This window comes from Prauserella marina, assembly GCF_002240355.1.
Taxonomy (GTDB): Bacteria; Actinomycetota; Actinomycetes; order Mycobacteriales; family Pseudonocardiaceae; genus Prauserella_A; species Prauserella_A marina.
This window is the reverse complement of the sequence record NZ_CP016353.1, coordinates 4,682,500-4,705,649: the sequence shown is the minus strand read 5'-3', so window position 1 is coordinate 4,705,649 and position 23,150 is coordinate 4,682,500. Positions and strand designations below refer to the sequence as shown.

Annotated in this window: 24 protein-coding genes; 11 read left to right on the top strand and 13 right to left on the bottom strand. The window is 69.0% G+C overall.

What is annotated here, in order from left to right:
• The first annotated feature begins 29 nt into the window (after positions 1–29).
• Positions 30–1,691 (top strand): AMP-binding protein, encoded by a 1,662-nt coding sequence (locus tag BAY61_RS22040; RefSeq protein WP_091809664.1) that lies wholly within the window; start codon positions 30–32, stop codon positions 1,689–1,691.
• Positions 1,692–1,884: 193 nt separating this feature from the next.
• On the opposite strand, the gene BAY61_RS22035 is transcribed toward BAY61_RS22040, so the two are convergent.
• Together BAY61_RS22035 and BAY61_RS22030 are read right to left on the bottom strand one after the other, a co-directional pair.
• Positions 1,885–3,096 carry an MFS transporter gene (locus BAY61_RS22035; protein WP_091809898.1) on the bottom strand — a complete coding sequence of 404 codons (1,212 nt, stop codon included), beginning with the start codon at positions 3,094–3,096 and terminating at the stop codon, positions 1,885–1,887.
• A gap of 92 nt (positions 3,097–3,188) precedes the next feature.
• Positions 3,189–3,848 carry an ArsR/SmtB family transcription factor gene (locus BAY61_RS22030; RefSeq protein ID WP_091809666.1) on the bottom strand — a complete coding sequence of 220 codons (660 nt, stop codon included), beginning with the start codon at positions 3,846–3,848 and terminating at the stop codon, positions 3,189–3,191.
• A 149-nt stretch (positions 3,849–3,997) separates the two neighbouring features.
• Here BAY61_RS22030 and BAY61_RS22025 point away from each other — a divergent pair, with 149 nt between their 5' ends.
• Positions 3,998–5,413 carry a serine/threonine-protein kinase gene (locus BAY61_RS22025; protein WP_091809668.1) on the top strand — a complete coding sequence of 472 codons (1,416 nt, stop codon included), beginning with the start codon at positions 3,998–4,000 and terminating at the stop codon, positions 5,411–5,413.
• Here the strand turns inward: BAY61_RS22025 and BAY61_RS33655 are convergent.
• The gene (locus BAY61_RS33655; RefSeq protein WP_091809670.1) at positions 5,403–5,699 is read right to left on the bottom strand and encodes a TetR family transcriptional regulator C-terminal domain-containing protein; all 297 of its coding nucleotides are present in this window, start codon (positions 5,697–5,699) and stop codon (positions 5,403–5,405) included. The two genes, BAY61_RS22025 and BAY61_RS33655, sit on opposite strands and share 11 nt — an antisense overlap.
• Before the next feature lie 152 nt (positions 5,700–5,851).
• On the opposite strand from BAY61_RS33655, the gene BAY61_RS22015 reads away from it, so the two are divergent.
• Positions 5,852–6,241, top strand: a complete 390-nt coding sequence (locus BAY61_RS22015) for a hypothetical protein (protein WP_170140296.1) — start codon at positions 5,852–5,854, stop codon at positions 6,239–6,241.
• A 21-nt stretch (positions 6,242–6,262) separates the two neighbouring features.
• On the opposite strand, the gene BAY61_RS22010 is transcribed toward BAY61_RS22015, so the two are convergent.
• The 5 genes from BAY61_RS22010 to BAY61_RS21990 all read right to left on the bottom strand — a co-directional run bounded on the left by BAY61_RS22010 (position 6,263) and on the right by BAY61_RS21990 (position 12,531).
• Entirely contained in the window at positions 6,263–6,553 is a 291-nt protein-coding gene (locus tag BAY61_RS22010; RefSeq protein ID WP_091809674.1) for a putative quinol monooxygenase, read from the bottom strand.
• Positions 6,554–6,716: 163 nt separating this feature from the next.
• Entirely contained in the window at positions 6,717–8,714 is a 1,998-nt protein-coding gene (locus tag BAY61_RS33840; RefSeq protein ID WP_091809676.1) for a hypothetical protein, read from the bottom strand.
• A 303-nt stretch (positions 8,715–9,017) separates the two neighbouring features.
• Entirely contained in the window at positions 9,018–10,976 is a 1,959-nt protein-coding gene (locus BAY61_RS22000) for a WXG100 family type VII secretion target (RefSeq protein ID WP_091809678.1), read from the bottom strand.
• 173 nt (positions 10,977–11,149) lie between these two features.
• Positions 11,150–11,893: an MFS transporter gene (locus BAY61_RS21995; RefSeq protein WP_094168512.1), complete on the bottom strand. Its 744-nt coding sequence runs from the start codon at positions 11,891–11,893 to the stop codon at positions 11,150–11,152.
• The gene (locus tag BAY61_RS21990) at positions 11,788–12,531 is read right to left on the bottom strand and encodes an MFS transporter (protein ID WP_146225287.1); all 744 of its coding nucleotides are present in this window, start codon (positions 12,529–12,531) and stop codon (positions 11,788–11,790) included. Before BAY61_RS21990 ends, BAY61_RS21995 begins: the two co-directional genes overlap by 106 nt.
• Positions 12,532–12,810: 279 nt before the next feature.
• Here BAY61_RS21990 and BAY61_RS21985 point away from each other — a divergent pair, with 279 nt between their 5' ends.
• Positions 12,811–14,127 carry an outer membrane protein assembly factor BamB family protein gene (locus BAY61_RS21985; RefSeq protein ID WP_091809682.1) on the top strand — a complete coding sequence of 439 codons (1,317 nt, stop codon included), beginning with the start codon at positions 12,811–12,813 and terminating at the stop codon, positions 14,125–14,127.
• Positions 14,128–14,136: 9 nt separating this feature from the next.
• On the opposite strand, the gene BAY61_RS33935 is transcribed toward BAY61_RS21985, so the two are convergent.
• Entirely contained in the window at positions 14,137–14,304 is a 168-nt protein-coding gene (locus tag BAY61_RS33935) for a DUF6223 family protein (protein WP_338061497.1), read from the bottom strand.
• Positions 14,292–14,453, bottom strand: a complete 162-nt coding sequence (locus BAY61_RS33930) for a hypothetical protein (RefSeq protein WP_338061498.1) — start codon at positions 14,451–14,453, stop codon at positions 14,292–14,294. Before BAY61_RS33930 ends, BAY61_RS33935 begins: the two co-directional genes overlap by 13 nt.
• A 215-nt stretch (positions 14,454–14,668) precedes the next feature.
• Here BAY61_RS33930 and BAY61_RS21975 point away from each other — a divergent pair, with 215 nt between their 5' ends.
• Together BAY61_RS21975 and BAY61_RS21970 are read left to right on the top strand one after the other, a co-directional pair.
• The gene (locus BAY61_RS21975; RefSeq protein WP_091809685.1) at positions 14,669–15,784 is read left to right on the top strand and encodes a sensor histidine kinase; all 1,116 of its coding nucleotides are present in this window, start codon (positions 14,669–14,671) and stop codon (positions 15,782–15,784) included.
• Positions 15,781–16,437 carry a response regulator gene (locus tag BAY61_RS21970; protein ID WP_091809687.1) on the top strand — a complete coding sequence of 219 codons (657 nt, stop codon included), beginning with the start codon at positions 15,781–15,783 and terminating at the stop codon, positions 16,435–16,437. The genes BAY61_RS21975 and BAY61_RS21970 overlap by 4 nt, the downstream gene beginning before the upstream one ends.
• 157 nt (positions 16,438–16,594) lie before the next feature.
• On the opposite strand, the gene BAY61_RS21965 is transcribed toward BAY61_RS21970, so the two are convergent.
• Positions 16,595–17,611, bottom strand: coding sequence for a cation diffusion facilitator family transporter (locus tag BAY61_RS21965; RefSeq protein WP_091809688.1), 1,017 nt, complete (start codon positions 17,609–17,611; stop codon positions 16,595–16,597).
• 112 nt (positions 17,612–17,723) lie between these two features.
• Between BAY61_RS21965 and BAY61_RS21960 the strand changes: the two genes are divergently transcribed.
• From BAY61_RS21960 to BAY61_RS21945, 4 genes are read left to right on the top strand one after another with little or no spacing between them, the layout of a single operon-like run.
• Complete coding sequence (locus tag BAY61_RS21960; RefSeq protein WP_091809690.1) at positions 17,724–18,110, top strand: ArsR/SmtB family transcription factor; 387 nt, start codon at positions 17,724–17,726, stop codon at positions 18,108–18,110.
• Positions 18,107–18,523, top strand: coding sequence for a YkvA family protein (locus BAY61_RS21955; protein WP_091809692.1), 417 nt, complete (start codon positions 18,107–18,109; stop codon positions 18,521–18,523). Before BAY61_RS21960 ends, BAY61_RS21955 begins: the two co-directional genes overlap by 4 nt.
• 46 nt (positions 18,524–18,569) lie before the next feature.
• Positions 18,570–19,172 (top strand): TetR/AcrR family transcriptional regulator, encoded by a 603-nt coding sequence (locus tag BAY61_RS21950; RefSeq protein WP_091809693.1) that lies wholly within the window; start codon positions 18,570–18,572, stop codon positions 19,170–19,172.
• Positions 19,169–20,080: a hypothetical protein gene (locus BAY61_RS21945; RefSeq protein ID WP_091809695.1), complete on the top strand. Its 912-nt coding sequence runs from the start codon at positions 19,169–19,171 to the stop codon at positions 20,078–20,080. The genes BAY61_RS21950 and BAY61_RS21945 overlap by 4 nt, the downstream gene beginning before the upstream one ends.
• 7 nt (positions 20,081–20,087) lie before the next feature.
• Here the strand turns inward: BAY61_RS21945 and BAY61_RS21940 are convergent, their stop codons facing one another.
• Entirely contained in the window at positions 20,088–20,948 is an 861-nt protein-coding gene (locus BAY61_RS21940; protein ID WP_091809696.1) for an aldo/keto reductase, read from the bottom strand.
• Positions 20,949–21,043: 95 nt separating this feature from the next.
• Between BAY61_RS21940 and BAY61_RS21935 the strand changes: the two genes are divergently transcribed.
• Complete coding sequence (locus BAY61_RS21935; protein ID WP_091809698.1) at positions 21,044–21,967, top strand: LysR family transcriptional regulator; 924 nt, start codon at positions 21,044–21,046, stop codon at positions 21,965–21,967.
• A 51-nt stretch (positions 21,968–22,018) separates the two neighbouring features.
• Here BAY61_RS21935 and BAY61_RS21930 read toward each other — a convergent pair whose 3' ends face one another.
• Positions 22,019–23,122, bottom strand: a complete 1,104-nt coding sequence (locus BAY61_RS21930) for a cobalamin-independent methionine synthase II family protein (RefSeq protein ID WP_170140301.1) — start codon at positions 23,120–23,122, stop codon at positions 22,019–22,021.
• Positions 23,123–23,150: the final 28 nt, after the last annotated feature.

The window sequence follows — 23,150 nt, the reverse complement described above, 5'->3', positions numbered from 1 at the left end:
CGAGTACGCGACGAAGAGGTCGAGGCGACATGGTTGACACGAAGGCGGTGCCCCTGAGTGAGGGGCAGGACGACGAATACGGTGCCGAGTTCGCGGCACCCGGCGCGTGTGCGGCTGAGCTGCTGTGCGACCGGCACGCCGGCACGACGGTCGCCTTCCGCGTCGTCGAACCCGATCTGAGCTTCCGGGACCTCACGTTCGCCGAGTTGGAGGCCAGGTCGAGGCGGGTCGCCGCCGCGCTGGCCGCGCGGGGTGTCGGCCGTGGCGACGCGGTGGGCGTGCTGATGGGCAAGTCGGCGGAATTGCCCTCGGTGCTGCTCGGACTCTGGCGGCTCGGCGCCGTGCACGTCCCGTTGTTCACGGCGTTCGCCCGCAACGCGATCGAACTGCGGCTCACGGGCAGTTCCGCCGCCGTGGTGATCGCCGACGCCGACCAGGTGGGCAAACTCGAAGGCGAGCCCGACGCGCCGCTCCCGCCGTGGCAGGTCATCCAGGTGGGCGGGCGACGTCCGGAGACGGCCGGCTGGCACCTGCTCGACGATCTCGTCGCCGAGGCACCGGAACCAGGTGCGGCCGAATCCGAGCGCGTCGGCGCGGACGGCACGTTGATCCTGCTGTTCACCAGCGGAACCACCGGAACCCCGAAGGCCGTGCCGGTCCCGCTGCGCGCCCTTGCTTCCATGCGGCGGTACCTGCTCGACGCGCTGGACCTGCGGGACGACGACGTGTACTGGAACGCGGCGGATCCGGGCTGGGCCTACGGGCTGTACTACGCGATTCTCGGTCCGCTCGCGCTCGGTCGCACCAGCATTCTGCTGCGCGCCGGTTTCTCGGCGCCGGTGACGTGGGATCTGCTCGACCGTTTTCAGGTCACCAACTTCGCGGCCGCGCCGACGATCTACCGCGCGTTGCGCGCCGAACCGTCGGCGAGCCAGGCGCCGACCCGGCTCAGGTGCGCCTCCTCCGCGGGGGAACCGCTCACGCCCGAGGTGGTGAGCTGGTCCCGTGGCGCGCTCGGCACCGAGGTTCGCGACCATTATGGACAGACTGAGCTCGGCATGGTCGCCGGCAACGCGTGGCGGGAGGAACTGAGGGCGCCCGTCGTTTCCGGCTCGATGGGATACTCGCTGCCGGGCTGGTCGTGTGCCGTGCTGGCCGAGGATTCCGACGAGCAGGCGCCGCCCGGCATCGTGGGACGGCTCGCGGTCGACGTGCGCGACAGCCCGCTGATGTGGTTTCCCGGCTACGCCGGTGCGCCGGAACGGACCGCCGAACGGTACACACCGGACGGTCGCTGGTACCTGACGGGGGACACGGCGGCGCGGGACGCCGAAGGGCGGCTGTACTTCTCGTCCCGCGACGACGACGTCATCATCATGGCCGGCTACCGCATCGGGCCGTTCGACGTCGAAAGCGTGCTGGTGACTCACGAATCGGTGGCCGAGGCGGCCGTCGTCGGCGCGCCGGACCCGTTGCGTGGCGAGGTGATCGAGGCGTACGTGGTGCTCAAGCGCGGAATCGAGGGCTCGCCGGAACTGGAGGCCGAGCTGCAACGGCTCGTCAAAAGCGAGTACGCCGCCCACGCCTACCCTCGCCGGGTCCATGTCGTGGGCGAACTGCCGAAGACGCCGAGTGGAAAGATTCAGCGGTACGTGCTGCGCGCGCTGGCGAAGGAGACCGAACCCGGCTGACGAGCCCGTGGTGCCGAGGGACCCGCGGCGCCGGATCGTGACCATGTCGTCTCCCGTACCTGATGAAACAGAGTGCGCCATCACGAATGTGAACGTTGACGTACTTGTATCACAGGAAAGGCCACAATACGGACGTAGTCAAGCGTGGCTGCCGTTGCTCCGGGTTAACGATCGAATACCTGAGGGAAATCGCTCACCCGGAGCGGCGGGAGACGGCGGGTGCCGTTCCGGGCCGTGTGGTGAACGCGACGGCCGGGATGACGGCCAGCGCGAGTACTCCGCCCATGATCGCGAGTGCCGGGTAGCCGCTCGCCGCGACGACGAGGCCGGAAGCCATGCCACCGCCCGCGCCGGCGAGGGCGATCGCGACGTCGACCGCTCCCTGGGTTTTCGCGCGCGTGGCGAGTGGAACGGTGTCGGTGATGATCGCGGTGCCGCTGACGAGCCCGAAGTTCCAGCCGAGCCCGAGCAGCGCGAGTGCCAGCGCGAGCAGCCAGACCGAGTGCGGCGGCGCGAGGGCGGCGAGCAGTCCCGCCGCGAGCAGGGTGACGCCGGAGGCCGCGGCGACGGCGGGCCGCCCGAACCGGTCGACGAGCAGACCGCTCAACGGAGAAGGCAGATACATCCCGGCCACGTGGACCGCGATGACCAGACCCGCCGCGCCGACACCGTGCCCATGGTGCTGCATGTGGATGGGCGTCATCGTCATGATCGCGACCATGATGAGCTGGGTCAGCACCATGACTCCGGCGCCGAGCATGAGCTGCGTTCTGCTCCCGGTATCTCCGGCGGCCTCGGCTACCGGCGTGGTTTCCGTGGCCGCGCCGCCGGCCAGCGCGCGTGCCGTGGTGAGCGGGTCAGGGCGCAACATGATCCACAGCACGACCGCCGCGGCCGAGTAGGCGAGGATCGCCAGCAGGAACGGGCCCGCGAGCCGGGGAACGCCCATCGTGTGGGCGAGGTCGCCGGTGACCGTGACGAGGTTGGGTCCGGCGACCGCGCCGACGGTGGTGGCCACGAGGACGGTGCTCACCGCGCGGCCCCGGTGCCGTGGCGAGGCGAGATCGGCTCCCGCGTAGCGGGCTTGCAGGTTGGTCGCCGTTCCGGCCCCGTATACGAAGAAGGACAGGAACAGCAGGGGCACGTTGCCGATGGTGGCGGCGATGACGACCCCGACGCCGCCCGCCGCGCCTGCCGCATAGCCAGAGGCGAGTCCCGCGCGGCGCCCCAGCCGGTCGGAGACGCGGCCGACGATGATCGCGGCGGCCGCCGACCCGATGGTGAACAGCGTGCTCGGCAACCCGGCCAGCCCGGCACCGCCGAGCATGTCCTGCGCCAGCAGCGCGCCGACGGTGATACCGGCGGCGAGTCCGGCCCCGCTGAGAATCTGGGCGGTCACCAGCACGCCGAGAATGCGTTTCTGGGCTGGGTGGACGGCAGTGGTCACTGGTCACCTTCCGGGTGGGGACGCCGTGGTGTGCGGGGAGTCTCGCGGGCTCAGCCCGACTCGATCGGCAGTTCGGCGAGTTGCCATTCGAGCATGCCGTCGGCGAGCAGGCTCGCCGTGCGGCCGTGTGCCCTCAGCAGCCGCACCGCGTCGTAGGCGAGCACGCAGTAGCTGCCACGGCAGTAGGCGACGATCTCCTGGTCGGCTGGGATGTCGGCGAGCCTGCCCTCCAGTTCCTCGACCGGGATCGACACCGCGCCCGGGATATGGCCTGCCGCGTATTCCTCGCGTGGCCGCACGTCGAGTACGACGACCTCGCCGCGTTCGGCCCTGCGGAGCAGGTCGTCCCTGCTGACGTGCTCGGCGTCGGTGGTGCCGAGATGGGCGGCCCTCGCGGCCGCCACGTCGGGAAGATGTGCACCGGCGACGGAGCGCACCAGCGCGTACAGCGCCGCGACGTCGGTACCGGCGAGCCGGTAGTGGATCTTGGTTCCTTCCCTGCGCGTGGTGACCAGATTCGCCTGCTTGAGCGTTTGCAGATGTGCCGAGGCGGTGGTCATGCCGAGTTGCGCGGCGCGCGCGAGCGATTCGACGGTGCGCTCGCCCTGGGCGAGCAGGTCGAGCAATTCCAGTCGTTTTCCGCTGCCCATGGCCTTGCCGACGCGCGCGAACTGATCGAAAAGAGCGGTCCTCGTCGCCCGGTCAGTCATCCATACTCCAATCTTCCTTGGAATAGCGTAGTAGATGGCGGCGGGTGATCGCCCCGATTCACCCCGCGCGCCCCGGAGGGTGCCCTTTCCTGGAATGATCAGCGGCGCCGAGCGGGGCGACCCGCGCCAGCCGATGGGGAGGAGCGTGGATGGAGCCGCTGCGGGACGGCGATCCACGGCAGGTCGGGAACTATGGCCTCGAAGGGCGACTCGGCGGGGGTGGCATGGGACAGGTGTTCCTCGGCCGCTCGCGCAGCGGTCGCAGGGTCGCGGTCAAACTGGTGCGGCCCGAACTGGCCGACGACGCCGGGTTCCTGCGCCGGTTCGCGCTGGAGGTCGACGCCGCGAGGCGGGTCGGCGGCTTCTACACGGCACAGGTGGTCGACGCCGCGCCGGAGGCCACGCCGCCATGGCTCGTCACCGCCTACATCCCGGGGCCTTCCCTTCAGGAAGCCGTCGAGCGGCACGGTCCGCTGCCCGCCGACGCGGTCGCGGTACTCGGTGCAGGGCTGGCCGAAGGGCTCGCCGCGATTCACGCGTGCGGCCTCGTGCACAGGGATCTCAAGCCGTCCAACGTGATTCTCGCCGACGACGGTCCGCGCGTCATCGACTTCGGCATTGCCAGGGCGCTGGACGCCACCTCCCACACCTTGTCGCGAGCGGTGGTGGGCACTCCGTCCTTCATGTCTCCCGAGCAGGCGCGCGGGCGGGAGATCGGCGAGCCGAGTGACGTGTTCTCGCTCGGCCTCGTCCTCGCGTTCGCCGCGACGGGGCGTAGTCCGTTCGGTACCGGAGCGGCGGAGGCGATGGTCTACCGCCTCGTGCACGACGACCCCGACCTGGCGGGACTTCCCGCCCCGCTCGCCGGTCTCGTGGCGCGCTGTCTCGCGAAGGAACCGGCCGATCGTCCCGAGGTCGCGGAAATCCTTGAGGAACTGACCGGATTCGCCGCGGCAACCGTGTCCTCGACGTCATGGCTGCCGCCCGCCGTCGCGACGATGGTGGCCGAACATGCTGCCGGGGCAGGATCCGGCGGTGGCCAGGTCCCGCCCGCGGTGACGAGAAACCTCGAAACTCCAGAGACCACCGCTCCGGTGAGCATGACGGCGATGAGGCAGCACGGCGGCGGCACGGCCGTCACGGCGATGGTGCTGGCTTTCCTGTGCATTCCCGGTCTGCTCATGTTCGTCTTCATCGCGGCCGATTTCCTCAGCGATTCCTCGGCGCCGACGGTGGTGATCGCGGTGAATCTGTTGCTCGCCGTCGCCGGAATCGTCTCGGTCATCACCGGATCGGCGTTGCTGTCGCGGCGCAAGAGAGCGGGGCGGTTGCTGCTCGCGATCACCGGCGTCGTCGCCGCGTTGCAGGGCCTCACCGGCAGCCTGCAAGCCTTCATCACCGGCGCGAACCCCTCGATGCTGGACGGCGGTCCGGTGTGGTCATTGCTGTTCGTCGTCGGTCCGCTGACCGCGATCCTGGCTGTGGGTTCGGTGATCGCCGCGCTGCATTCCTCGACGGCCCGCTGGTGCCTCGCTGGAACCGGCCGCGCCGCGGTCAGCCGCTGACGCGTTCGAGTTCGTCCAGATGCCGGGCGAGAACGGCCCGCATCCGTTGCGGTGTCGCCTGTTCCGGCCTGCTCGCCGCGTGGACGGCCAGCCCGTCCAGCAGGGCGTGCAACCGGTCGGTTTCCCCTTTGACGTCGAGCCCCGGATTCGCCGCGCGCAGCGCGAAGGCCAGCAGTTCGGACTGTGAGGTGAAATAGTGCCGCAGCGATCCTGTCGAAAGGGCGGCTCCCTGGCGACGTTGCGCACCGATGCCTGGTCGAGCCCATCGCGGCGGATCACCCGCCACACCGCTTCGGCACGGACACCGCCGCGCTGAAGCCGGACGAGATCGACGTCGGCGAGAGCGTCGCGCGTGCCGCCGACCCGAATCCGGATCTCGGTGAACTGGCCAGGGGCCGGATCACGGTGCGGCCTCTCGATTCGGAGCTCCCAGTTTTCGTGGGAATCGGGTCGAAATCCGCCGTCGAGCGGTTCCTTCGCGGCGTCGCCCATGAGGAATTCAGGTCGGCGACCCTCGAACCGTTCCAAACGGCTTTTCGTTCGGTAGCCGGCTCGACGCGTGCTCCGGAGCCACTCGGCCGCCCGTTCTGGGTCGCCACCTCCTCGGGTACCGGCGAGCGGATCGTGGAATGGGACAGGGAGCGCGGGGCCTGGTTGGTCGTCGTCATGCGGCTCGACGGTCGGCCTGGGGTCGACGTGGCGGCCACGATCGGCCTGCGGTTCGGGTTCCTATTGCCGTCGGGAGCCGCCGCCCTGCTCGCCGGCTCGGTCCTGCTGGTGGCAGGGATCCGGTGCGGTGATTCCGGCGAGCGCGGGGGCACCCGGTGACGAAGGGTGCCCCCGCGCGGCTCAGCCGAACGGCGGCCGTTCTCCGCTCACCTCGTAGGCCATTACGTTGTCGGCCACGATCGCGGTTTCGCTGTCCGGCGCCGCGGCGACCGCTCGCCACGCGTCGAGGTTTTCTTGTGTGTCCCAGCGTTCGAAGACGTTCACCCTCGCCGGATCCAGCGGGTCGGCCGAGATGGCGACGTCGAGACAGCCGCGCGCCGCGCGCGCCCGTGCTATCAGGTCGTGGTGGGCGGCCACATAGGCGTCCCGGTTGCCCGGATCGACCTCGACGTGGCCCGCGATGATCAGCATGGTGCACCTGCGCTTTCCTGGTCGGGATGTCGGCGAACATGTACAAGGGATACGTCGGCCGCGCCGTCGGCTCATCGCACCGGTACCGGAATTCTCCAGGAACGCGGGGTGGTGAGCTCCGGCAGCGGGCGAGCTCACCGCCCCGTTCCGGTGTATGCCGTGGTCAGTGTTGCCTGGTGCCGAGGATCTTCTTGGGTTCTGCTCGGTATTCGTCTCGTTTGGCGCTGGAGACGACGGGCCCGCCCGGGGTGTCGACGTCCCAGGAGTCGCCGGTGCGCGGTTCCGGCTGGGGTGTCGTGGTGCGGGTGGTGCGGTCGGCTTGTGGGGCGCCGTGTCGCTGGTGTTCGTCGAGTGTCGCCGCGGCTGGACCGCGCAGGGCCGCCGGGATGTCGCCGAGTGGTCGCCGGTCGTCGCGGTCTTTTTGTTCGGCGAGCCTGCCCTCGAACACCGGTGCCGTCCCGGTGTCGACACCCGCCATGAACTCGGTCGGCACCGCGCTTTCGGTGGCGGGACGCTTGCGTTGTTTCTTGGCTGGGGTCTTGGACTCGACGCGCGCGTTGGACAGGACCGAAGGGGTCGCTCCGGGAGGCGGTGAGAGGCGGTCTTGTTCGGCCGCGTCCGCCGCGGCCTTTGCCCTGGCACGCTTTTTGGCACTGTTGGTGGTGTCGAGCACCGGCGAGGCCGGTGGAGGCGGCGGGCGGAAGGCGTCCTGGGATTCGAGGCGGCCGGTGTCGCCGGGCTGGCCACTTTGCCTACCGGGTGGCGCGCCCGAGGCAGGGGGCGGGGCACCGCCTTGCCTGCCGGCGCCAGGCATGTTGTCTTTGTCGCCCAGTACCTTGCCCTGCTTGGGTTTCTGCGGTGCGCCTCCGGCAGGGGGCGGCATGACCTTGCCGGGCATACCACTTCCGGCGGGGGGAGCCTTGCCGGGAAGACCTCCCGCGCCGGGTGGTGCCGATGGCGCTCCTCCCGGTGAGCCCGCGCCGAGCGTCGGTGACGTGCCGGGGGCCCTGCCAGGGGTGGGGGCGGCGCCGGGCGTTTGCGCGGTGGGTGCGCCGGGGCGGACCGTGCCGGGAGCGACCGGCGGAACCGCGCCGGGAGCACCGGGCGGTACACCGGCTGGGCCAGCGGTCGGCGCGTTCGGTGGGCTGGCGGCAGGGGCCGTCTGAGGCATCCGGGGCGTTGCCGTCGGCGCCGTGGGAGCTGGTGCGCCGGGTGCGCGCGGGGAGCCCGCGGGGGGTTGCGCGCCACCGAAGGCAGGGGGCGGCGGCGCGCCGTTGAACGCGGGAGCGGGTGGGCTTCCGCCCGGCGGCGCGGGCGCGGAGCCGCCCGGCGCGCTCGGGCCACCGCCGGGGCCGCCCCCCGGAGGCATCGGCGGCAGTTCCATGCCGGCGGCTTCCGGGTGCAGGATCGCGTTCATCGGAACCATCCGGTTCGCCCTTGCCGTCTCCAGTTTCGAGATGGCATCGGCGTAGGAATCAGCCGTCGTGCTGGCCAGCTGCCGCGCTTCCTTGTCGTACTTCCAGCGCGCCCTCGCGACACCGTATTCGAAGCCGGTTCCCTCGAACGGCGGGGCCTTGTAGTCGCGAGTCGGATCGTCGGCGTACGGGTCGCGCTCCTCGGCATTCGAAACGGCCTCCTGGTAGCGCCGCCACAGATCCCGCATGTCCGTCTGCGCGGTACGCATGGCGCTCGCGAGTGAGGAAAGCCCGGCATGGTTGGCTTCGGCTGCTTCGCGCCACATCTCGATGTGGGCCAGCGTCGAGCCCACCTTCATCAGGTACGCCTCTTTCGCGGCCGGTGACTCCCACTCCGCGTCGAGCGCGTCGGTCTGGTTGAACAGTTCATTTTGGACGAAGAACAGCATCGCCTCGATGTTGAACCACTGGCTTGCCCTGTCCGATGCCGTGCCGGGCTGCTCACCCATGATCCGGTCTCTGACCGTCTCGACGGTCAGCGCCTCGGCCTCGTCGGAGTCGGGTGCGGGGGTCTGAGCGTCTTCGGCGAGGTAGGGCGCGGCGGTCTGCTCGTCGAGCGGCTTGCCCTGGTTCCAGTAGCCGCTGTAGGTGACGGAGACACCGGCATACGACGGCAGGCCTTCGCCGGACATGTTACGGCGAAGCGTGTTGATGTCGTAGCCGAAGTATTTCCAGTTCGGGTCCATGACTCAGGCCCCCGTTTACCTGCGATTCCGGGTCGGGTGCCGGTCAGCGCACGCGCGGTGCCGGGATGAATCTGACCGGGCACGTTCTCTGGCTGTTGGCGGTTCTCCTCGGTAGACACCTCGCGAAGCCGGTTGGTTCCAAATTTTCCTTGATCTATCAGGATATGGTGGTAATTCGCAACAGGAAAGCTTGTCGTAGTCGGCTGACCAGCGACGACGCCGTCGTACTTACGTTGGCTGCCAAGAGGAATCGCGGTCGGGCGGCAGCCCGGTGTGGGAGCGCTCCCACACCGGGCTGGTCGGTCAGTGTTGCCTGGTGCCGAGGATCTTCTTGGGTTCTGCTCGGTATTCGTTTCGTTTGGTGCTGGAGACGACGGGCCCTCCTGGGGTGTCGACGTCCCAGGAGTCTCGGGTGTGTTTCTCCGGCTGGGGTGTTGCGGTGCGGGTGGTGCGGTCGGCTTGTGGGGCGCCGTGTCGCTGGTGTTCGGCGAGCGTCGCCGCGGCTGGACCGCGCAGTGCAGTGGGGACGTCGCCGAGTGGTCGCCGGTCGTCGCGGTCTTTTTGTTCGGCGAGCCTGCCCTTGAACACCGGTGCCGTCCCGGTGGGAACCGTGAACTCGACTGGCGCCGCGCCTTCCGGGACGGATCGCTCGCGTTGTTTCTTGGCAGGGGTCTTGGGTTCGGCGCGGGCGCCGGAAAGTACCGAAGGCATGCTGTCTCGTTCGGTGGCGGCTCTCCCTTTGGCGCGTTTCTTGGTGTTGTCGGTGGTGTCGAGCACCGGCGACGCCTGCGCGGGCGGCGCCCTGAACACCTCCTGGGATTCCAGTGCGGTCGGGAGACTCGCCAGAGGGGCACCCGGTTTGGTGTTTCGCCCGCCAGGCGGCGCACCGGTGGCCGGAGGTGGCGTGCCATGTCGATCGGCACCGTCCACTTTGTCACCGAGTACCTTGCCCCGCTTCGGTTTCCCCGGGCTGCCTCCGGCGGGAGGCGGCGGGGTCTGGCCCGGCATACCGAGGCCGCCTCGTGCTCCGCCGGGAAGGCCACCGCTGGAAGGTGGCGGTGGCGATCCGGTACCGAGCGGTGGCGGTCCGCCGAGCACGCTGCCGGATGCGGTGCCGAGGCCCGGCGCCGATGGCGCGCCGGGCAGGGGCGGCCCGGCAGCGGCGAAGGGTGGAACCGAGCCCACGGGCCGGTTCGGCGGCGTGAGAACCGGGGCCGAGGGTGAGGTTCGCGGTGTCGTCGAGGGTGGCACGGGAGCCGGGGTGCCGGGGGCTCGCGGGGAACCGGCCGCGTTGCCGACGTCCGGGGGACGCGGGGTGACGTCGAACGTGGGAACGGGTGGGATCCCGCCGGGTGGAGCAGGCGAAGGGCCGCCGAACCCGCCGGGCCCGCCTGGGACGCCGCCGGGAGGCATCGACGGAAGCTCGATACCGGTGGCTTCGGGGTGCAGGATCGCGTCCATCGGAATCATCCGGTTCGCCCGCGCGGTCTCCAGTTTCGAGATCGCGGAGGCGTACGAATTCGCCGTGTCGTTGATGAGCTGCCGTGCCTCCGTGTTGTACGTGTGCCGCGTTTCCTTGATATAGGGCAGATCCCAGCGTTGCTCTTCGATGATTTCGGCTATTTTTTGTTCGACCTTGTCATCCGAAACGGCCGCGTACGGGCTGACGGGTATGCCCGGTCCCAGCCCTGTTGGTGAATCCAGATAGTTCTCGACGGATCGCCAGATCGCCTTTTCGTAGCGCTGCCAGAGGTCCCGCATGTTGTCCTGTGCGGTGCGCATGGCGCTCGCCAGCGAATAAAGGGCGGTGTGGTTGGCTTCTGCGGCCTCGCGCCACATTTCGATGTGCGCCAGCGTCTCGCCGACCTTCAGCAGATAAGCCTCTTTCGCCGACGGCGATTCCCATTCCGCGCCAAGCGAATCGGTCTGCTGGAACAGGTCGTTCTGGACGAAGAACAGCATCGACTCGACCCTGGACCACTGGGTGGCCCTGTCCGAGGTCGTTCCCGGCTGCTCGCCCATGATCCGGTCCCTGATCATTTCGATTTCGAGTGATTGGGCTTCCTCGGAGTCGGGCGCGGGAGTCTGTGCCTTCGGGGAGAGATAAGGGGGCGACTGCTGCTGTTCGGGTGGCTTGCCCTCGTTCCAGTACGCGCTGTAGGTGACCGAGTAGCTTGAGACGTACTGGGTGATGCCGTCGCCGGACAGGTTCTGCCGAAGCCTGTTGATGTCGTAACCGAAGTATTTCCCATTCGGATCCATTCCCCAGGTCCCCATCCTCGTACGTATCCGTGCTCGCTCATCGCGGCATCGTTTCGAAGGTAGATGTCCCGGTAGTGCGATTCGTTCCGCTTTGCCCTCGACTGCCGGAAAAGTTCTTGTTTGCACCAAGAAACGCTTTCATTGCAATACGTTTCGCGGCTATGTCGTCGTTTTCAGGTCAAGCGGCACCGCGCTGACGGCGAAGCCACCGCCGCACGCTGCGGTCGTGGCGACCGCGCACGACAACGAAGGCGAGGCCGATCAGGGCGGTCACGCTCAAGGCCAGAAAGGCGAGTGGGAAGTCGCGAATCTCTTTCCGGTCCAATGAGGACGGTGAGCAGTGCCAGCGCGACGGTGCTCGACAGATATTGGGATGTCGCCAGTACTCCTCCTGCTGTGCCTTCGTCTCCCGAGCGCACGTCGCGAGTGCCGAGCAGGAACATCGCGGCGAAGACCAGCCCGTTGCCGATGCCGCTGACGACAAGTCCGGTCACGAGAAGGACGTAGGAGCCGCCGGGCGCGGTCGCGGCGAGCCAGGCGAGCCCACCGGCGCACAGCGCGAAGCCGATGACGAGAACGCGAGTGAGGCCACAGCGGCGCGCGAGACCACCCACGACGGCGCTTCCCGCTGAAACAGCCGCGGCCAGAGGGAGGAAGCCGAACCCGGCTTCACGCGCGCCGTAGTGCCATTGATGCTGGAGTAGCAGCGTGAGGAGGTAATACGACGAACCCGCGCTGGCCATGTAGAGGGCCGTGACGCCCGCTCCGGTCCACAAGGTGCGAACGCGGCGGAGCCCGGCGTCGATCAGGTTCACCGAACGGCCCCGTTCTCGACGGAGGAGAAGGGTTCCGAGCACACCGGCCGTGACGAGGCAGAGGTACACGAGGGGAGCGCGCCAGCCCTGATCGGTCGCCACGGTGAGACCAAGCGAAAGCGACAGGGCCGCGCCGACGGCGAGCCCGGCCGCCGTAATGGAATCCTGACGGGACTTCGTGCGGGACCAGGCGGCATCCAGACGAGCGCTCCCAGCGCACAGGCCGCCATGAGTGGCACGTTGATCGCGAACGTGAGGCGCCACGACCACTCGGTCAGTACGCCGCCGAGTAACGCGCCAAGGCCCAAACCCGAGGCGCCGATGGCCGACCACACCGCCCAAGCTCGGCCGCGCAAAGGCTCGTCACGGAACACGGACTGGAGAAGTCCGAGAACCGCGGGTTGCAGCATGGCCGCGGCCAATCCCTGACCCGCTCTCGCGGCGAGCAGTACCACCGCTGTTTCGGCGACGGCGCCCGCCGCGCTCGTGAGGCCGAACAACACGGTTGCCACGAGGAACAACCGCCGGGCTCCGAATCGGTCGGACAACCGGCCGCAGAGGATGAGAAAACCACCGAAGAGCACGGCATACGCGCCGACGACCCATTGCAGTTGCCCTGCGCCAAGTGACAGATCGTCTCCGATACTGGGAAGTGCGACGAAGACGATCGTGAATTCGAGTGTCGTCGTGAACTGCGCGAGCGACAAGCTGAACAGCACGGCCGAATCGCGACCGGTCATCGCGGGAGCTGTCGCGGCCACGACCGCGCTAGCTGGAGCGAGGTTCGTCGTCCGCAGCGATCACCTGATTGACGCTAGGTCGTGTCTGACAGACCTCTGCCGTGCGCAGCAGGCTACGGGTTTGTCAGACACGACCTGGGCCGGGCAGAAAGCAACTGTCCACTGGTTTTCAGTGCCCGCTCGGGAGAACGGACTGCCGCCGAACAGTTCGGCGAACTCGCTTCGCGAAACGGACACCCGGGCTAATCTGACGCCGTTGACCGGACAATTGGGGTGATTATGCGTCGTCGGGTGTGGCTGTGGGTCGGTGCTGGGCTGGTCGTGGTGCTGGCGGGCGGCCTGCTCGTATGGCGGCCGTGGGCGGCACCGGACCCGTGCGCGGAGGCACTCACTCCCGCCGAGCACGGCGGCGGAGTTCTGGTCGCGGACGTCGCGAGCCAGGACGCGCTGACGGTCCTCGACGCGCCGCGAGCACCGTTCGGCCCAGCGCGAACGGTGCTCCCCGACACGCGGTCGGCCGAACCGCTTCTCGGCGGAGTCGTCGTCGACGACACGGGCAGGGGCGATGCCGACGTCGTCGCCACCGACGCCGGTACCGGCAACGGGTTGTGGGCGTTCGAACAGAACGGAACCAGCTACGGCAGCGCCAAGGTCGGTGGCGAACTGGTGTTGTCGCAGCATCCTGACGACACACGGGCGACAGCGGTGCGGGTCGATCTCGACAGCGGCGACGTTCGTGGCTGCACGTTGCTCGGCGAGGGCGAGCCCGCGACCGCGAGCACCACCGTCGCCGTGGCCGACAAGCAGGTCGCGCTGGTGCGCTGGGCCGAAGACGACAAGGCCACCCTGACGATGATCGACCCCGCTCGCGGCGAGCCGCTGCTGACGAGCGAGATCGACCTCGATTCCTCCTTCGAGTACGGCGAGGCCGCCGGTGACACGATCGTCTTCGGCGTGGCGGGGCCCGACGCGACCAGCGCGTGGCAGATGGTCACCGACGAGCGCGGCAACCAGACTCCCGAATCGCTGCGCCTGTACGCGTTCTCCGCGAAGGACGGCGAGCCGTCGTGGGACTACGGGCACGAGGACTTCGCCCAGCAACTCGTCGCGACCACCGCGACCGAGGTCGTCGTGCGCTCCACCCGGCACGACGAGACGCGCGACGTTTTCGAGAACCGGATAGCCGTACTCGACGCCGCGACCGGTGAGGAAAACTGGTCGGCCGAGTTGCCGGAGAGTTCCCCTGTCTACTACGAGCAGGCCGTCCTGCACGGCGACGTCGTCATCACCTCGGACTCCGATCCCGAGCGTGGCACCCACGCCTACCTGACCGGGCGCGAGCTGGCGAGCGGCGACCAACTGTGGCGGATCGAAAACAAGATCACCGCGTTGCACCAGTCGGCCGTGGTCGGCGATCTCGCCCTGATCCCCGGTTACCAGCAACGGGGCATCGAGGTCGTCGACGTCAGGACGGGAGAATCCCGCACCACCTTCGACGGCGTTTCGGTCAGCCAGGTCACTACCGACGGCAGCATCATCGGACTTCGGGTCCTGCTCGACGGCGAACCCGCGCTCGTCGCATACGACAGGGCGTGACGCCGGTACTCACCCGGTGCGGCGGGAGCGGGTGAGTGCCAGCCAGCCGAGCGCGCTGGCGACCACCCCGAGCGCCAGCGCGATGACACCGCCGACGATCCCGTAGCCGGTGCCGGGGCCGCCCTTTGCGGTGATCATCACCAGTCCGCCCGCCACGATGCCGGTCAGTCCGGCCACGAGCGCGATGCTCGCCCGCCGTTTTCCGCCCCGGGGTCTCGCCAGTCCGAGACCGCCCCGGCCAGAGCCACCAGCGCCGCCACCGCGCCCACGAGCCTGCCGGTGGTCATGGTGGCGGCATCGACGGCGGCCAAGAGTTGCGCTGACATGAGAGTCTCCTCGTCGTTTCCGAACGTGTTCTGGGTCTCGCCAGAGCATGGCCGGGACACCCGGTCCTGGTCGTCCGGCAGGGGCGGGCATTCCGCACTGCCGTGGACGCCGTAACCCGGGTACCGCGCGATCCGGGAAGTACCGCGCCCGCGGTATCCGGCGGGTATCCGCGCGCGGGAGTCGGGGGGACGGCAATCCGGCTAGGGTGCAACGCATGAGCAGCGGGCGGATCGCCGCCACGGACTGGGTCATCGCCCTCGGCGTCGCGGCGGCCCTTCTGATCACCGGGCTGGCCGGGCGGCATTCCGCGTCACCGCTCTGGTTGCTCGGCTGCGCACTGCTGACGGCGAGCGGGCTGGCGCTGGTCGCGCGCCGCCGCGCGCCGGTGGTGGTACTGGCGGTCACCGGGCTGTGCGCGGTGGGCTATCAGGCGGCCGGATTCGACGTGCCCGCCGTCGCGTACCTGTTCGCGGTGTACGCGGCCATGCGGTCGGGACATCGTGTCGTCACGGTGGTGGCGAGCGTGCTCGTGCTTGCCGCGCTTCCGCTCGCCGCGATGATCTCGGGCCTGCACGACACCGGCGAGGCGTTCGCGCGAGCGAGGGGCGCCCTTGAGATCGCGTGGCTGATCGCCGCGGGCGCCGCGGGCGAGGCGCTGCGGCAGGCCGAGCGCAGAGCGAAGGAGGCGGAGCGCACGAGGGAGGAGACCGCGCGGCGCCGTGCCGACGAGGAGCGGCTGCACGTCGCGAGGGAATTGCACGACTCGCTCACCCATCAGATCTCCGTGATCAAGGTGCAGGCCGAGGCCGCCGTCCACGTGGCCCGCAAACGTGGTGAGCAGGTACCGGAGGCGCTGCTGACCATCAGGGAGGCAGGCAGGGAGGCGGCAAGGGAACTGCGGGCGACCCTTGAGGCCCTTCGCGACGACGACAGTCATCCCGCGCACGGTCTCGACCACGTTCCCGAGTTGGTGGCCAGAGCGAGGACGGCGGGCCTCGACGCGACGCTGAGGATCGAGGGAACGGCGAATGGGGTGCCTGCCGAGGTCGGCGGCACCGCCTACCGCATCGTCCAGGAGTCGCTGACCAACATCGCGAGGCATTCCGGCGCCGAGACCGCGTCGGTGGTGATCGATCACCGCCCCGGTCTGCTGGTCATCCGGATCGACGACGACGGCACGGCCACCCCGGACCGGGCGCCAGTGCCCGGCGTCGGGCTGCTCGGAATGCGTGAGCGGGTCACCGCGCTCGGGGGACGACTTCGGGCCGCGCCACGCGGTGAGGGCGGTTTCGCCGTCGAGGCCGAGCTTCCCGTGGCGGGGCTGTCGTGATCCGGGTTCTGCTCGTCGACGACCAGCCGCTGTTGCGCAGCGGATTCCGGGCGCTGCTCGACATCGAGGACGACATCGAGGTCGTGGCGGAGGCCGCCGACGGCCGGGAGGGCGTCGAGCTGGCCAGGCGGTACCTGCCCGACATCGCGCTCATCGACATCGAGATGCCGGACCTGGACGGCATCGAGGCGACCCGGCGGATCGCGGCCGACCCCGCGCTTGCCGGGGTCCACGTCGTCATCCTCACCAACTACGGGTTCGACGAGTATGTCTTCAACGCGCTGCGGGCCGGTGCGGCCGGGTTTCTCGTCAAGGACATCGAGCCGGAGGACTTCCTGCACGCCGTGAGGGTCGCCGCGCGCGGCGATGCTTTGCTCGCGCCGTCGATCACCCGCAAGCTGATCGACCGCTACGTCACGCGGCCACTCACCACGGGCGCGGTGCTGACGGAACTGACCAACCGGGAGCGCGAGGCCGTTTCCCTTGTCGCGCAAGGACTTTCCAACGACGAGATCGCCGACCGGATGGTCATCAGCCCGCTGACGGCCAAGACGCACGTCAACAGGGCGATGACCAAGCTGCATGCCCGCGATCGGGCTCAGCTCGTCGTGCTCGCCTACGAGTCGGGTCTCGTGGTCGCCAGGGGCTCCTGAGCGAACCCGCCGGGTCGCCGCGTTCCGCGAGTCCCCCGCCCGGGACGGCGAGATCCGCGTTCGGGACGAGCCCTGTCAGTGTCGGCTTATGGCGGATGCGCAAGCGAATGCCCATGTGTGCCAACGGGTTTCGTGCTTCGTCGGAGCCGTGGACGCCTCAGCGATGCGCGCGGGCGTGGATGATGTCGGCACCCGTTGCCGGTTCGATGTGGACGACCGCGGCGGTGAGCCGGGGCACCGTTTGCCTGAGCTGGTGCTCGACCTCGTGCGCCAGCTCGTGGGCGCGGTCAACGGTCAGCGAGTTGTCGACGCGCACAGCCAGCTCGGCCCGCAGGCTGTGACCGATCCAGCGCATGCGCACGTCCTTCGCCGCGCGCACTCCGGGCACCTCGGCGGCGCTCCGCTCGGCCAGTTCGACGGTGGCGGGGTCGACGGCGTCCATCAAGCGCCGGAACACCTCCTTGGCCGCGTCGCGCAAGACGAACAGGATCGCCACGGTGATCAGCAAACCGACCACCGGATCGGCGGCCGGAATCCCCAGCGCGACCCCGGCGGCGCCCAGCACCACCGCGAGCGAAGTGAATCCGTCGGTACGGGCGTGCAACCCGTCGGCGACCAAGGCCGCCGACCCGATCTGCCGTCCCACCGTGATCCGGTACCGCGCGACCAGTTCGTTCCCGGCGAACCCGACGATTCCCGCCAGCGCCAGCACCCACAGGTGCTGCACGGGCCGTGGATGCGCGAGCCGGTGTATCGCCTCGTACGCGGCCAGCGCCGCCGACCCGGCGATGATCACCACCACGATCACCCCCGCCAGGTCCTCGGCGCGGCCGAGCCCGTAGGTGTAGCGGCGCGTCGCGGCCCTGCGGCCCAGTACGAAAGCGATGCCGATCGGCACCGAGGTCAGCGCGTCGGCGAAGTTGTGAATCGTGTCGCCGAGCAGCGCGACCGATCCGGTGACCATCACCAGCGCGAGCTGCGCGACCGCCGTCACGAACAGTGCGGCGAAGGACCACACCAGCGCTCGCATCCCGCGCTTGCTGGTCTCCAGTGCCGGGTCCAACCGGTCCGTGCTGTCGTGGCTGTGCGGCCTGACCGCGTGCGCGACCTGATGCCACCACCGCCTGCCCGCGGCTTGCCGCCCATGGTCGTGGCCGTGTCCCGATGTGGTCATGACTCCGCTACCTCTGTCTCCGCGGTCTCGACGCTTGCGGGCAGACACTAGCATCGTATCTGCGTATGCATGAAGGTATGTAGGTAGTGAGGTAGCGGGGTAGGGTGCGGGTATGCACAACTCGCTGCCGGAATTCGACATGCCCCATGACGAGCAGGTGCACCTGGCCGCCGAGTCGTTTCGCCTGCTCGCCGACCCGACCAGGATCAAGATCCTCTGGGCGCTGCTCCAGGGCGAATCCTCGGTGGCATGCCTGGCCGAGCTCGCCGGGGTGAACCCGACGGCGGTGTCCCAGCACCTCGCGAAACTGCGCTTGGCGGGACTCGTGAAAGGCCGCCGCGAAGGCACGTTCGTCTTCTACTCCGCCGCTGACGAGCACGTTCGCCGCCTGCTTGCCCAGGCGCTGTATCACGCGGACCACGTCGAAAGGGGGCTCGAAGCCGGATCCGGTGACCGGCCAGAACCGCATCGTCCGCGCTTGCGGAGCGCGAACGGTTGACCGGCTCGTTCTGGTGGGACCTGGTCATCGGGCTCGCCGTCGTGCTCCTGCTCGCGTGGCTGGCACTGGTCGTGGTGCTGATCGTGTCGCGCCCAGGGGGCGGGCTGCTGCGTGAGGCGCTGCGTGTCCTGCCCGACGTGCTTCGCTTGATCCGAGGTCTCGCCACCGACAAGGAACTGCCGCGCGGCGTGCGGGTGCGGCTGGGACTTCTGCTGGTCTACCTCGCGCTTCCCATCGACTTGATCCCGGATTTCATCCCCGTCCTCGGGTACGCCGACGACGCGATCATCGTGACCGCCGTGCTGCGGGGCGTCGTCCGCCGCGCCGGAATGGACGCGGTCCGCGCCCACTGGCCCGGTACCGAGGAGGGGTTCGCCGCCGTCGCCCGGCTGACCGGCCTGCGAACGCGCTGAGCCCGATCTGTACGCTGCCGTATAGATCTGGGTTTGGGGGACGTCGATGGCACACGCGCGAACACCGAGAGACGCGTGGATCCGGGCGGGGCTGGACGCGCTCGGCGAAGGTGGTCCGGAGCTAGTCAGGGTGGAGGAACTCGCCCGGCGGCTGGGGGTGACCAAGGGCGGGTTCTACGGCTACTTCGATGGGCGCGCGCGGTTGCTGAGCGAAATGCTCGACGCGTGGGAGCGGGAAGCCGCCGACGCGGTGATCGACGAGGCCGATGCCGTCGGCGGCTCCGACGTGGCCGAACGGCTGCGCGCGCTGACGCGCGGGGCCAAGGCGCGCGCGGGAGCGAAAGGGGTCGAGCTGGCGATCCGCGACTGGGCTCGCCGTGATCCCGCGATCGCGGAGCGCACCCGGCGGGTCGACCGGACCAGGATGGCCTACCTGCACCGGTTGTTCCTCGAAGTGACCGGTGACGAGCGCGAGGCCGCCGCGCGGGCCGCGCTGACCGCTGGCGTATGGCTGTCGAGCCACCTGATGCGCTACGACACGGCCGGTTACGACCACGACGACGTACTGAGTCTCGCCTTCGCGCGCACGGTGTGGCTCACCGGAGAACCAGCTCACGATCATCCAAGAAACGGGGAGCCGAACCCATGAACCGAAGCTTTCTTTCGCCCGCCGCACGCTGGAGCATCGCCACATTGGCGATCGTCGCCTTGCTGCCCTACACGGTGCTCAAACTGTTGTGGCTCGGCGGTTCCCGGATCGGGATGGTGCCCGGCTCGGGGACAGGAAACATGCAGGACGCGCGGATGGAGATCGGCAACCTCATCACCGTCGTCCTCGTCGTGATCGGTGCGATCGTCGTGCTCGCGCTCACCCAGAGCTGGGGACAACGGCTGCCGTGGTGGGTTCTGGTCATCCCCGCCGCGGCAGCGACCGGCGCGCTCGCTCCGATCGCGCTCGGCCTGCCCGTCGGTGCGGTGCTTCAGGCCGTCACCGAGGGCAACGTGAATTCCGGGGGCGAGGGCAATCTGACCGGCCCGGTGTTCGCGTTCGTCTACGGTGGGTTCGGCGTTTTCGGTGTCGCGCTCGCGATTCTCTTCGCCGACTACGTCCAGCGCCGGTGGTCGCCGGTCCTCGCGGAGGGCCCACGTCCACCGAGCCAGTGGGGGGCGCGCGCCCTCGCCGCGGTCTGCGTCATCCCGTTCGCCTGCGCGATGATCTTCTGGGCCTTCGCCTCCGAGGGGATGGGGCTGGCTGGGTGGGAGTCGCTCGCGCAGCGCGTCGTACTGGTCGTCGCCGCGCTGCTGGCTTTGCTGGGCTGTGCCGCGTTGCTGGCTCAGGGGAAACGCGTCCCGCCCCGGCCGCGCTGGCTGGCGGGCTGGCTGGGTTGCTGTACGACGGCGGTCCAGGGGCCCGTCATGCTCCTTCTCGCGTATGACGCCACAGTGGACGCCGTACTCGTCGTCGTGACCGTGCTGGCGACGCCCGCCGCGGCGTGGCTCGGGCTTTCCGCCATCCGCCGCACGAACCAGGCGGTGTCCGAGGCGGCTTCGCGTTGATCGGGCCCTACCTGGTTCCCTCGGCGGTCAACCGGGCCAGTTCGTCGGCGTCGAGCCGCAACCGGGCCGCGGCGAGGTTGTCCTCAAGGTGGGCCTGCGATGAGGTACCGGGAATCGGCAGCATCGCCCGCGACCGGTTCAGCAGCCACGCCAGCGCGACTCGCGCGACGCTCACCCCGTGCCGTGCGGCGACCTCGGCGCACACCTCGGCGCGGTCGGTTGCCGTCCCCCTGGCGAGACGGGCGACGGGCAGCCAGGGGATGAACACGATCCCGTGCCGTTCGCAGTGGTCAAGCACGTCGTCGGAGCGGCGGTCGGCGAGGCTGTAGCGGTTCTGCACGCTGGCGATCCTGACGATCTTCCCGGCTTCGGCGAGCTGGTCGACGCTCACCTCCGACAGTCCGACGTGTTTGACCTTGCCCTCGTCCTGGAGCTGGCGCAGCGCGCCGATCTGGTCGGACAGCGGCACGAGCGGGTCAATCCGGTGGAGCTGGTAGAGATCGATCTGCTCACGCCGCAACCTGCGCAGGCTCAGCTCGGCCTGCTGCCGGAGATATTCGGGACGGCCGAGCGGGATCCACTCGGTGCCGAGGTTGACGTGGCCCCCCTTCGTCGCGACGACGACGTCGCGAGGCCAGGGGTGTAGTGCCTCGGCGAGCAGTTCCTCGTTCCGGCCGAGATCGTAGGAATCGGCGGTGTCGATGAACGTGACGCCGAGGTCGATCGCGCGCCTGGCGACGGCGAGCGCGCTCGCGTGGTCGATTCCGCTCAGCCGCATGGCGCCGAAGCCGATTCGGTGCACCGGAAGGTCGCCGCCGATGGTCACGGTATCCGTCGCGTGGTCGCCGAGATCTGTCTGGTCGAGCATCGTTCTCCTTCGGTCGGTCTCCGCCCCACTGTGGAGCCCGCTTTCTATTCAGCACAAGTGAGACTTTCTGGACCGAACCGCGTAGCATTTCTACGATGTTGAACCTGGAGCGGTTGCGGGTGCTGCACGCGGTTTCGACAACCGGCTCGGTCGTCGGTGCGGCGAAAACCTTGCATGTCACGACATCCGCCGTCTCCCAGCAAATGGCCAGGCTGGAGCGGGAGGTCGGTCAGCGGCTCGTCGAACGCAACGGCAGGGGAGTCCGGCTGACCGAGACCGGCCGGTTGCTCGCGGGAGAAGCGGCGGAGCTGATGGCGAGGGTCGAACGGGTGGAAGCCGGTCTCGCCGCGCATCGCGGAGCGGTCGCGGGGCGGCTGGACGTCGCGGCGTTCGCGACCGCTGCCAGAGGGCTGTTTCCCGGTGTCCTGCGCGAATTGCGCTCCAGGTATCCCGAGTTGCGGGTGTCGCTGACCGAGAGAGAACCGCACGAGGCCATCCCCGCGCTGGTGCGAAGCCAGCTCGATCTGGTGGTCGTTCAGGACTGGGTTGGTGACGCGCTGTCCGTGCCCAAAGGGCTTTCGCGGGTGCCGTTGCTGCACGACCGGCTCGACGTCGCCCTGCCTGCGGGGCACCCGCTGGCGGGGCGGGACACGGTCGGGCTCGGCGAGCTGGCCGACGAGGAGTGGATCGCGTGGAGTGAAGGCGAGATCTGCCACGACTGGCTCGTCCGCACGCTCAGCCACGCGGGAACGCGGCCCCGCTTCGCGCACACCGCTTCGGAGCATTCGACGCAGCTGGCGCTGGTCGAGGCTGGACTGGGTATCGCGGTGATTCCGAGGCTCGGCAGGGAATCCGGATCCGGCTCGGTGCGGTTCGCCGCGATCGAGCCCGCGCCCGTCCGGCAGGTTTTCGCGCTGTACCGGGACAGCACCGCCGCCAAGCCCGCGATCGCGGCGACGGTCGACGAGCTCGTGCGGCAGGCGGGCGAAGGGGCGTCGCCCCGCCGCCCGGGTGGTTAGCCGGTATCCGGTCCGCCTGCTCGTGCGGACCGGATACCGGCGGAACGTGGGCTACGACCAGACTTCGCGTGCCGTGTCGACGACGAGGCGGAGTTTGTCCGCCTGTTGTGCCATGGTCAGATCGTTGCCGCTTTCCATCGAGGCGAACCCGCATTGGGTGGAAAGGGCGAGCCGGTCCAGACCCGTATAGCGTGCCGCCTCGTGGATGCGGGCCCGAACCTCGTCGCCGTTTTCCAGTCCCGCGCGCTTCGTCGAGACAAGACCGAGGACGATCTTCTTGTCGTCCGGAATATCCGCGAGCGGCGCGAAGTCGCCCGAGCGCTCGTCGTCGTATTCGAGCAGCAAATTGCTGAAGTTCGTCGCGCGCGGCACGAGTTCGCTGACGAAGCGCCCGTACCCGCCACGCGCCACCGCCAAGTAGGACGCGTTGGCCCGGCAGACGTGCAGACCGAAGGTGACGCCGGGAATCGGGTCCGCGATGGAGTTGATGATGTCGATCGCTTCGGGAACGATTCTCTCGGGCTGTAGGTTGTATCGGAGCCACCGCTGCCAGACGTTTTCGTCGGCGAGGACGTGAATCAATTCCGGTGCGTCGATCTGAATGTATTCGCAGCCCAGTCTCGCCAGTTCGAGTGCTTCGTTTCGCAAGACCGCTGCCGCGTCCCGGAACAGGTCGTAGGGGTCGGAATAGGCTTCGGTCGAGTATTCCGGGTGCCAGAGATAGTTGAGTGTGATGGGACTGGACAACGTCGCCTTGAGTGGCGCGGTGCTTCGCCCCCGCAGGTAGGTGAATTCCTCGACGGACAGCATTCGCTTGCCACTGATCTTGCCGGTCACCGTCGCGGGCATGCTCATCTGGGCCCGCTCGCCCGTCGTGACGTGGAAAAGGTCGAAGGGTGGAGCGTCGATCTCGCTGACACCGTCGAGGGCGGTCATGACGTGATCGCAGAAGAAGCTGCGTCGAAGCTCGCCGTCGGTGAGGTTGTCGACCCCGATCTTCTCCTGGAGTTCGACGGCGTCGTCGACCGCTTTGTCTTCGAGGTGCTTGAAATCCAATGCCGACAGCTCGTTCGCGGCGACGGCGCGGCGTGCTTCTTTGAGGTCGTCGGTCCGTAGCAACGATCCGACGACCTCGGCCCTGTGGATCTTGGTCAACTGCTCGCTCCAGATCTCTCAAGAAACC

Excerpts from the sequence above, each read along its gene's own strand:
- BAY61_RS22040 (WP_091809664.1), top strand. The coding sequence starts at position 30 with ATGGTTGACACGAAGGCGGTGCCCCTGAGTGAGGGGCAGGACGACGAA.
- BAY61_RS22030 (WP_091809666.1), bottom strand. The coding sequence starts at position 3,848 with ATGACTGACCGGGCGACGAGGACCGCTCTTTTCGATCAGTTCGCGCGC.
- BAY61_RS22025 (WP_091809668.1), top strand. The coding sequence starts at position 3,998 with ATGGAGCCGCTGCGGGACGGCGATCCACGGCAGGTCGGGAACTATGGC.
- BAY61_RS22010 (WP_091809674.1), bottom strand. The coding sequence starts at position 6,553 with ATGCTGATCATCGCGGGCCACGTCGAGGTCGATCCGGGCAACCGGGAC.
- BAY61_RS33840 (WP_091809676.1), bottom strand. The coding sequence starts at position 8,714 with ATGGACCCGAACTGGAAATACTTCGGCTACGACATCAACACGCTTCGC.
- BAY61_RS22000 (WP_091809678.1), bottom strand. The coding sequence starts at position 10,976 with ATGGATCCGAATGGGAAATACTTCGGTTACGACATCAACAGGCTTCGG.
- BAY61_RS21990 (WP_146225287.1), bottom strand. The coding sequence starts at position 12,531 with ATGACCGGTCGCGATTCGGCCGTGCTGTTCAGCTTGTCGCTCGCGCAG.
- BAY61_RS21985 (WP_091809682.1), top strand. The coding sequence starts at position 12,811 with ATGCGTCGTCGGGTGTGGCTGTGGGTCGGTGCTGGGCTGGTCGTGGTG.
- BAY61_RS33930 (WP_338061498.1), bottom strand. The coding sequence starts at position 14,453 with ATGTCAGCGCAACTCTTGGCCGCCGTCGATGCCGCCACCATGACCACC.
- BAY61_RS21975 (WP_091809685.1), top strand. The coding sequence starts at position 14,669 with ATGAGCAGCGGGCGGATCGCCGCCACGGACTGGGTCATCGCCCTCGGC.
- BAY61_RS21965 (WP_091809688.1), bottom strand. The coding sequence starts at position 17,611 with ATGACCACATCGGGACACGGCCACGACCATGGGCGGCAAGCCGCGGGC.
- BAY61_RS21960 (WP_091809690.1), top strand. The coding sequence starts at position 17,724 with ATGCACAACTCGCTGCCGGAATTCGACATGCCCCATGACGAGCAGGTG.
- BAY61_RS21950 (WP_091809693.1), top strand. The coding sequence starts at position 18,570 with ATGGCACACGCGCGAACACCGAGAGACGCGTGGATCCGGGCGGGGCTG.
- BAY61_RS21945 (WP_091809695.1), top strand. The coding sequence starts at position 19,169 with ATGAACCGAAGCTTTCTTTCGCCCGCCGCACGCTGGAGCATCGCCACA.
- BAY61_RS21940 (WP_091809696.1), bottom strand. The coding sequence starts at position 20,948 with ATGCTCGACCAGACAGATCTCGGCGACCACGCGACGGATACCGTGACC.
- BAY61_RS21935 (WP_091809698.1), top strand. The coding sequence starts at position 21,044 with ATGTTGAACCTGGAGCGGTTGCGGGTGCTGCACGCGGTTTCGACAACC.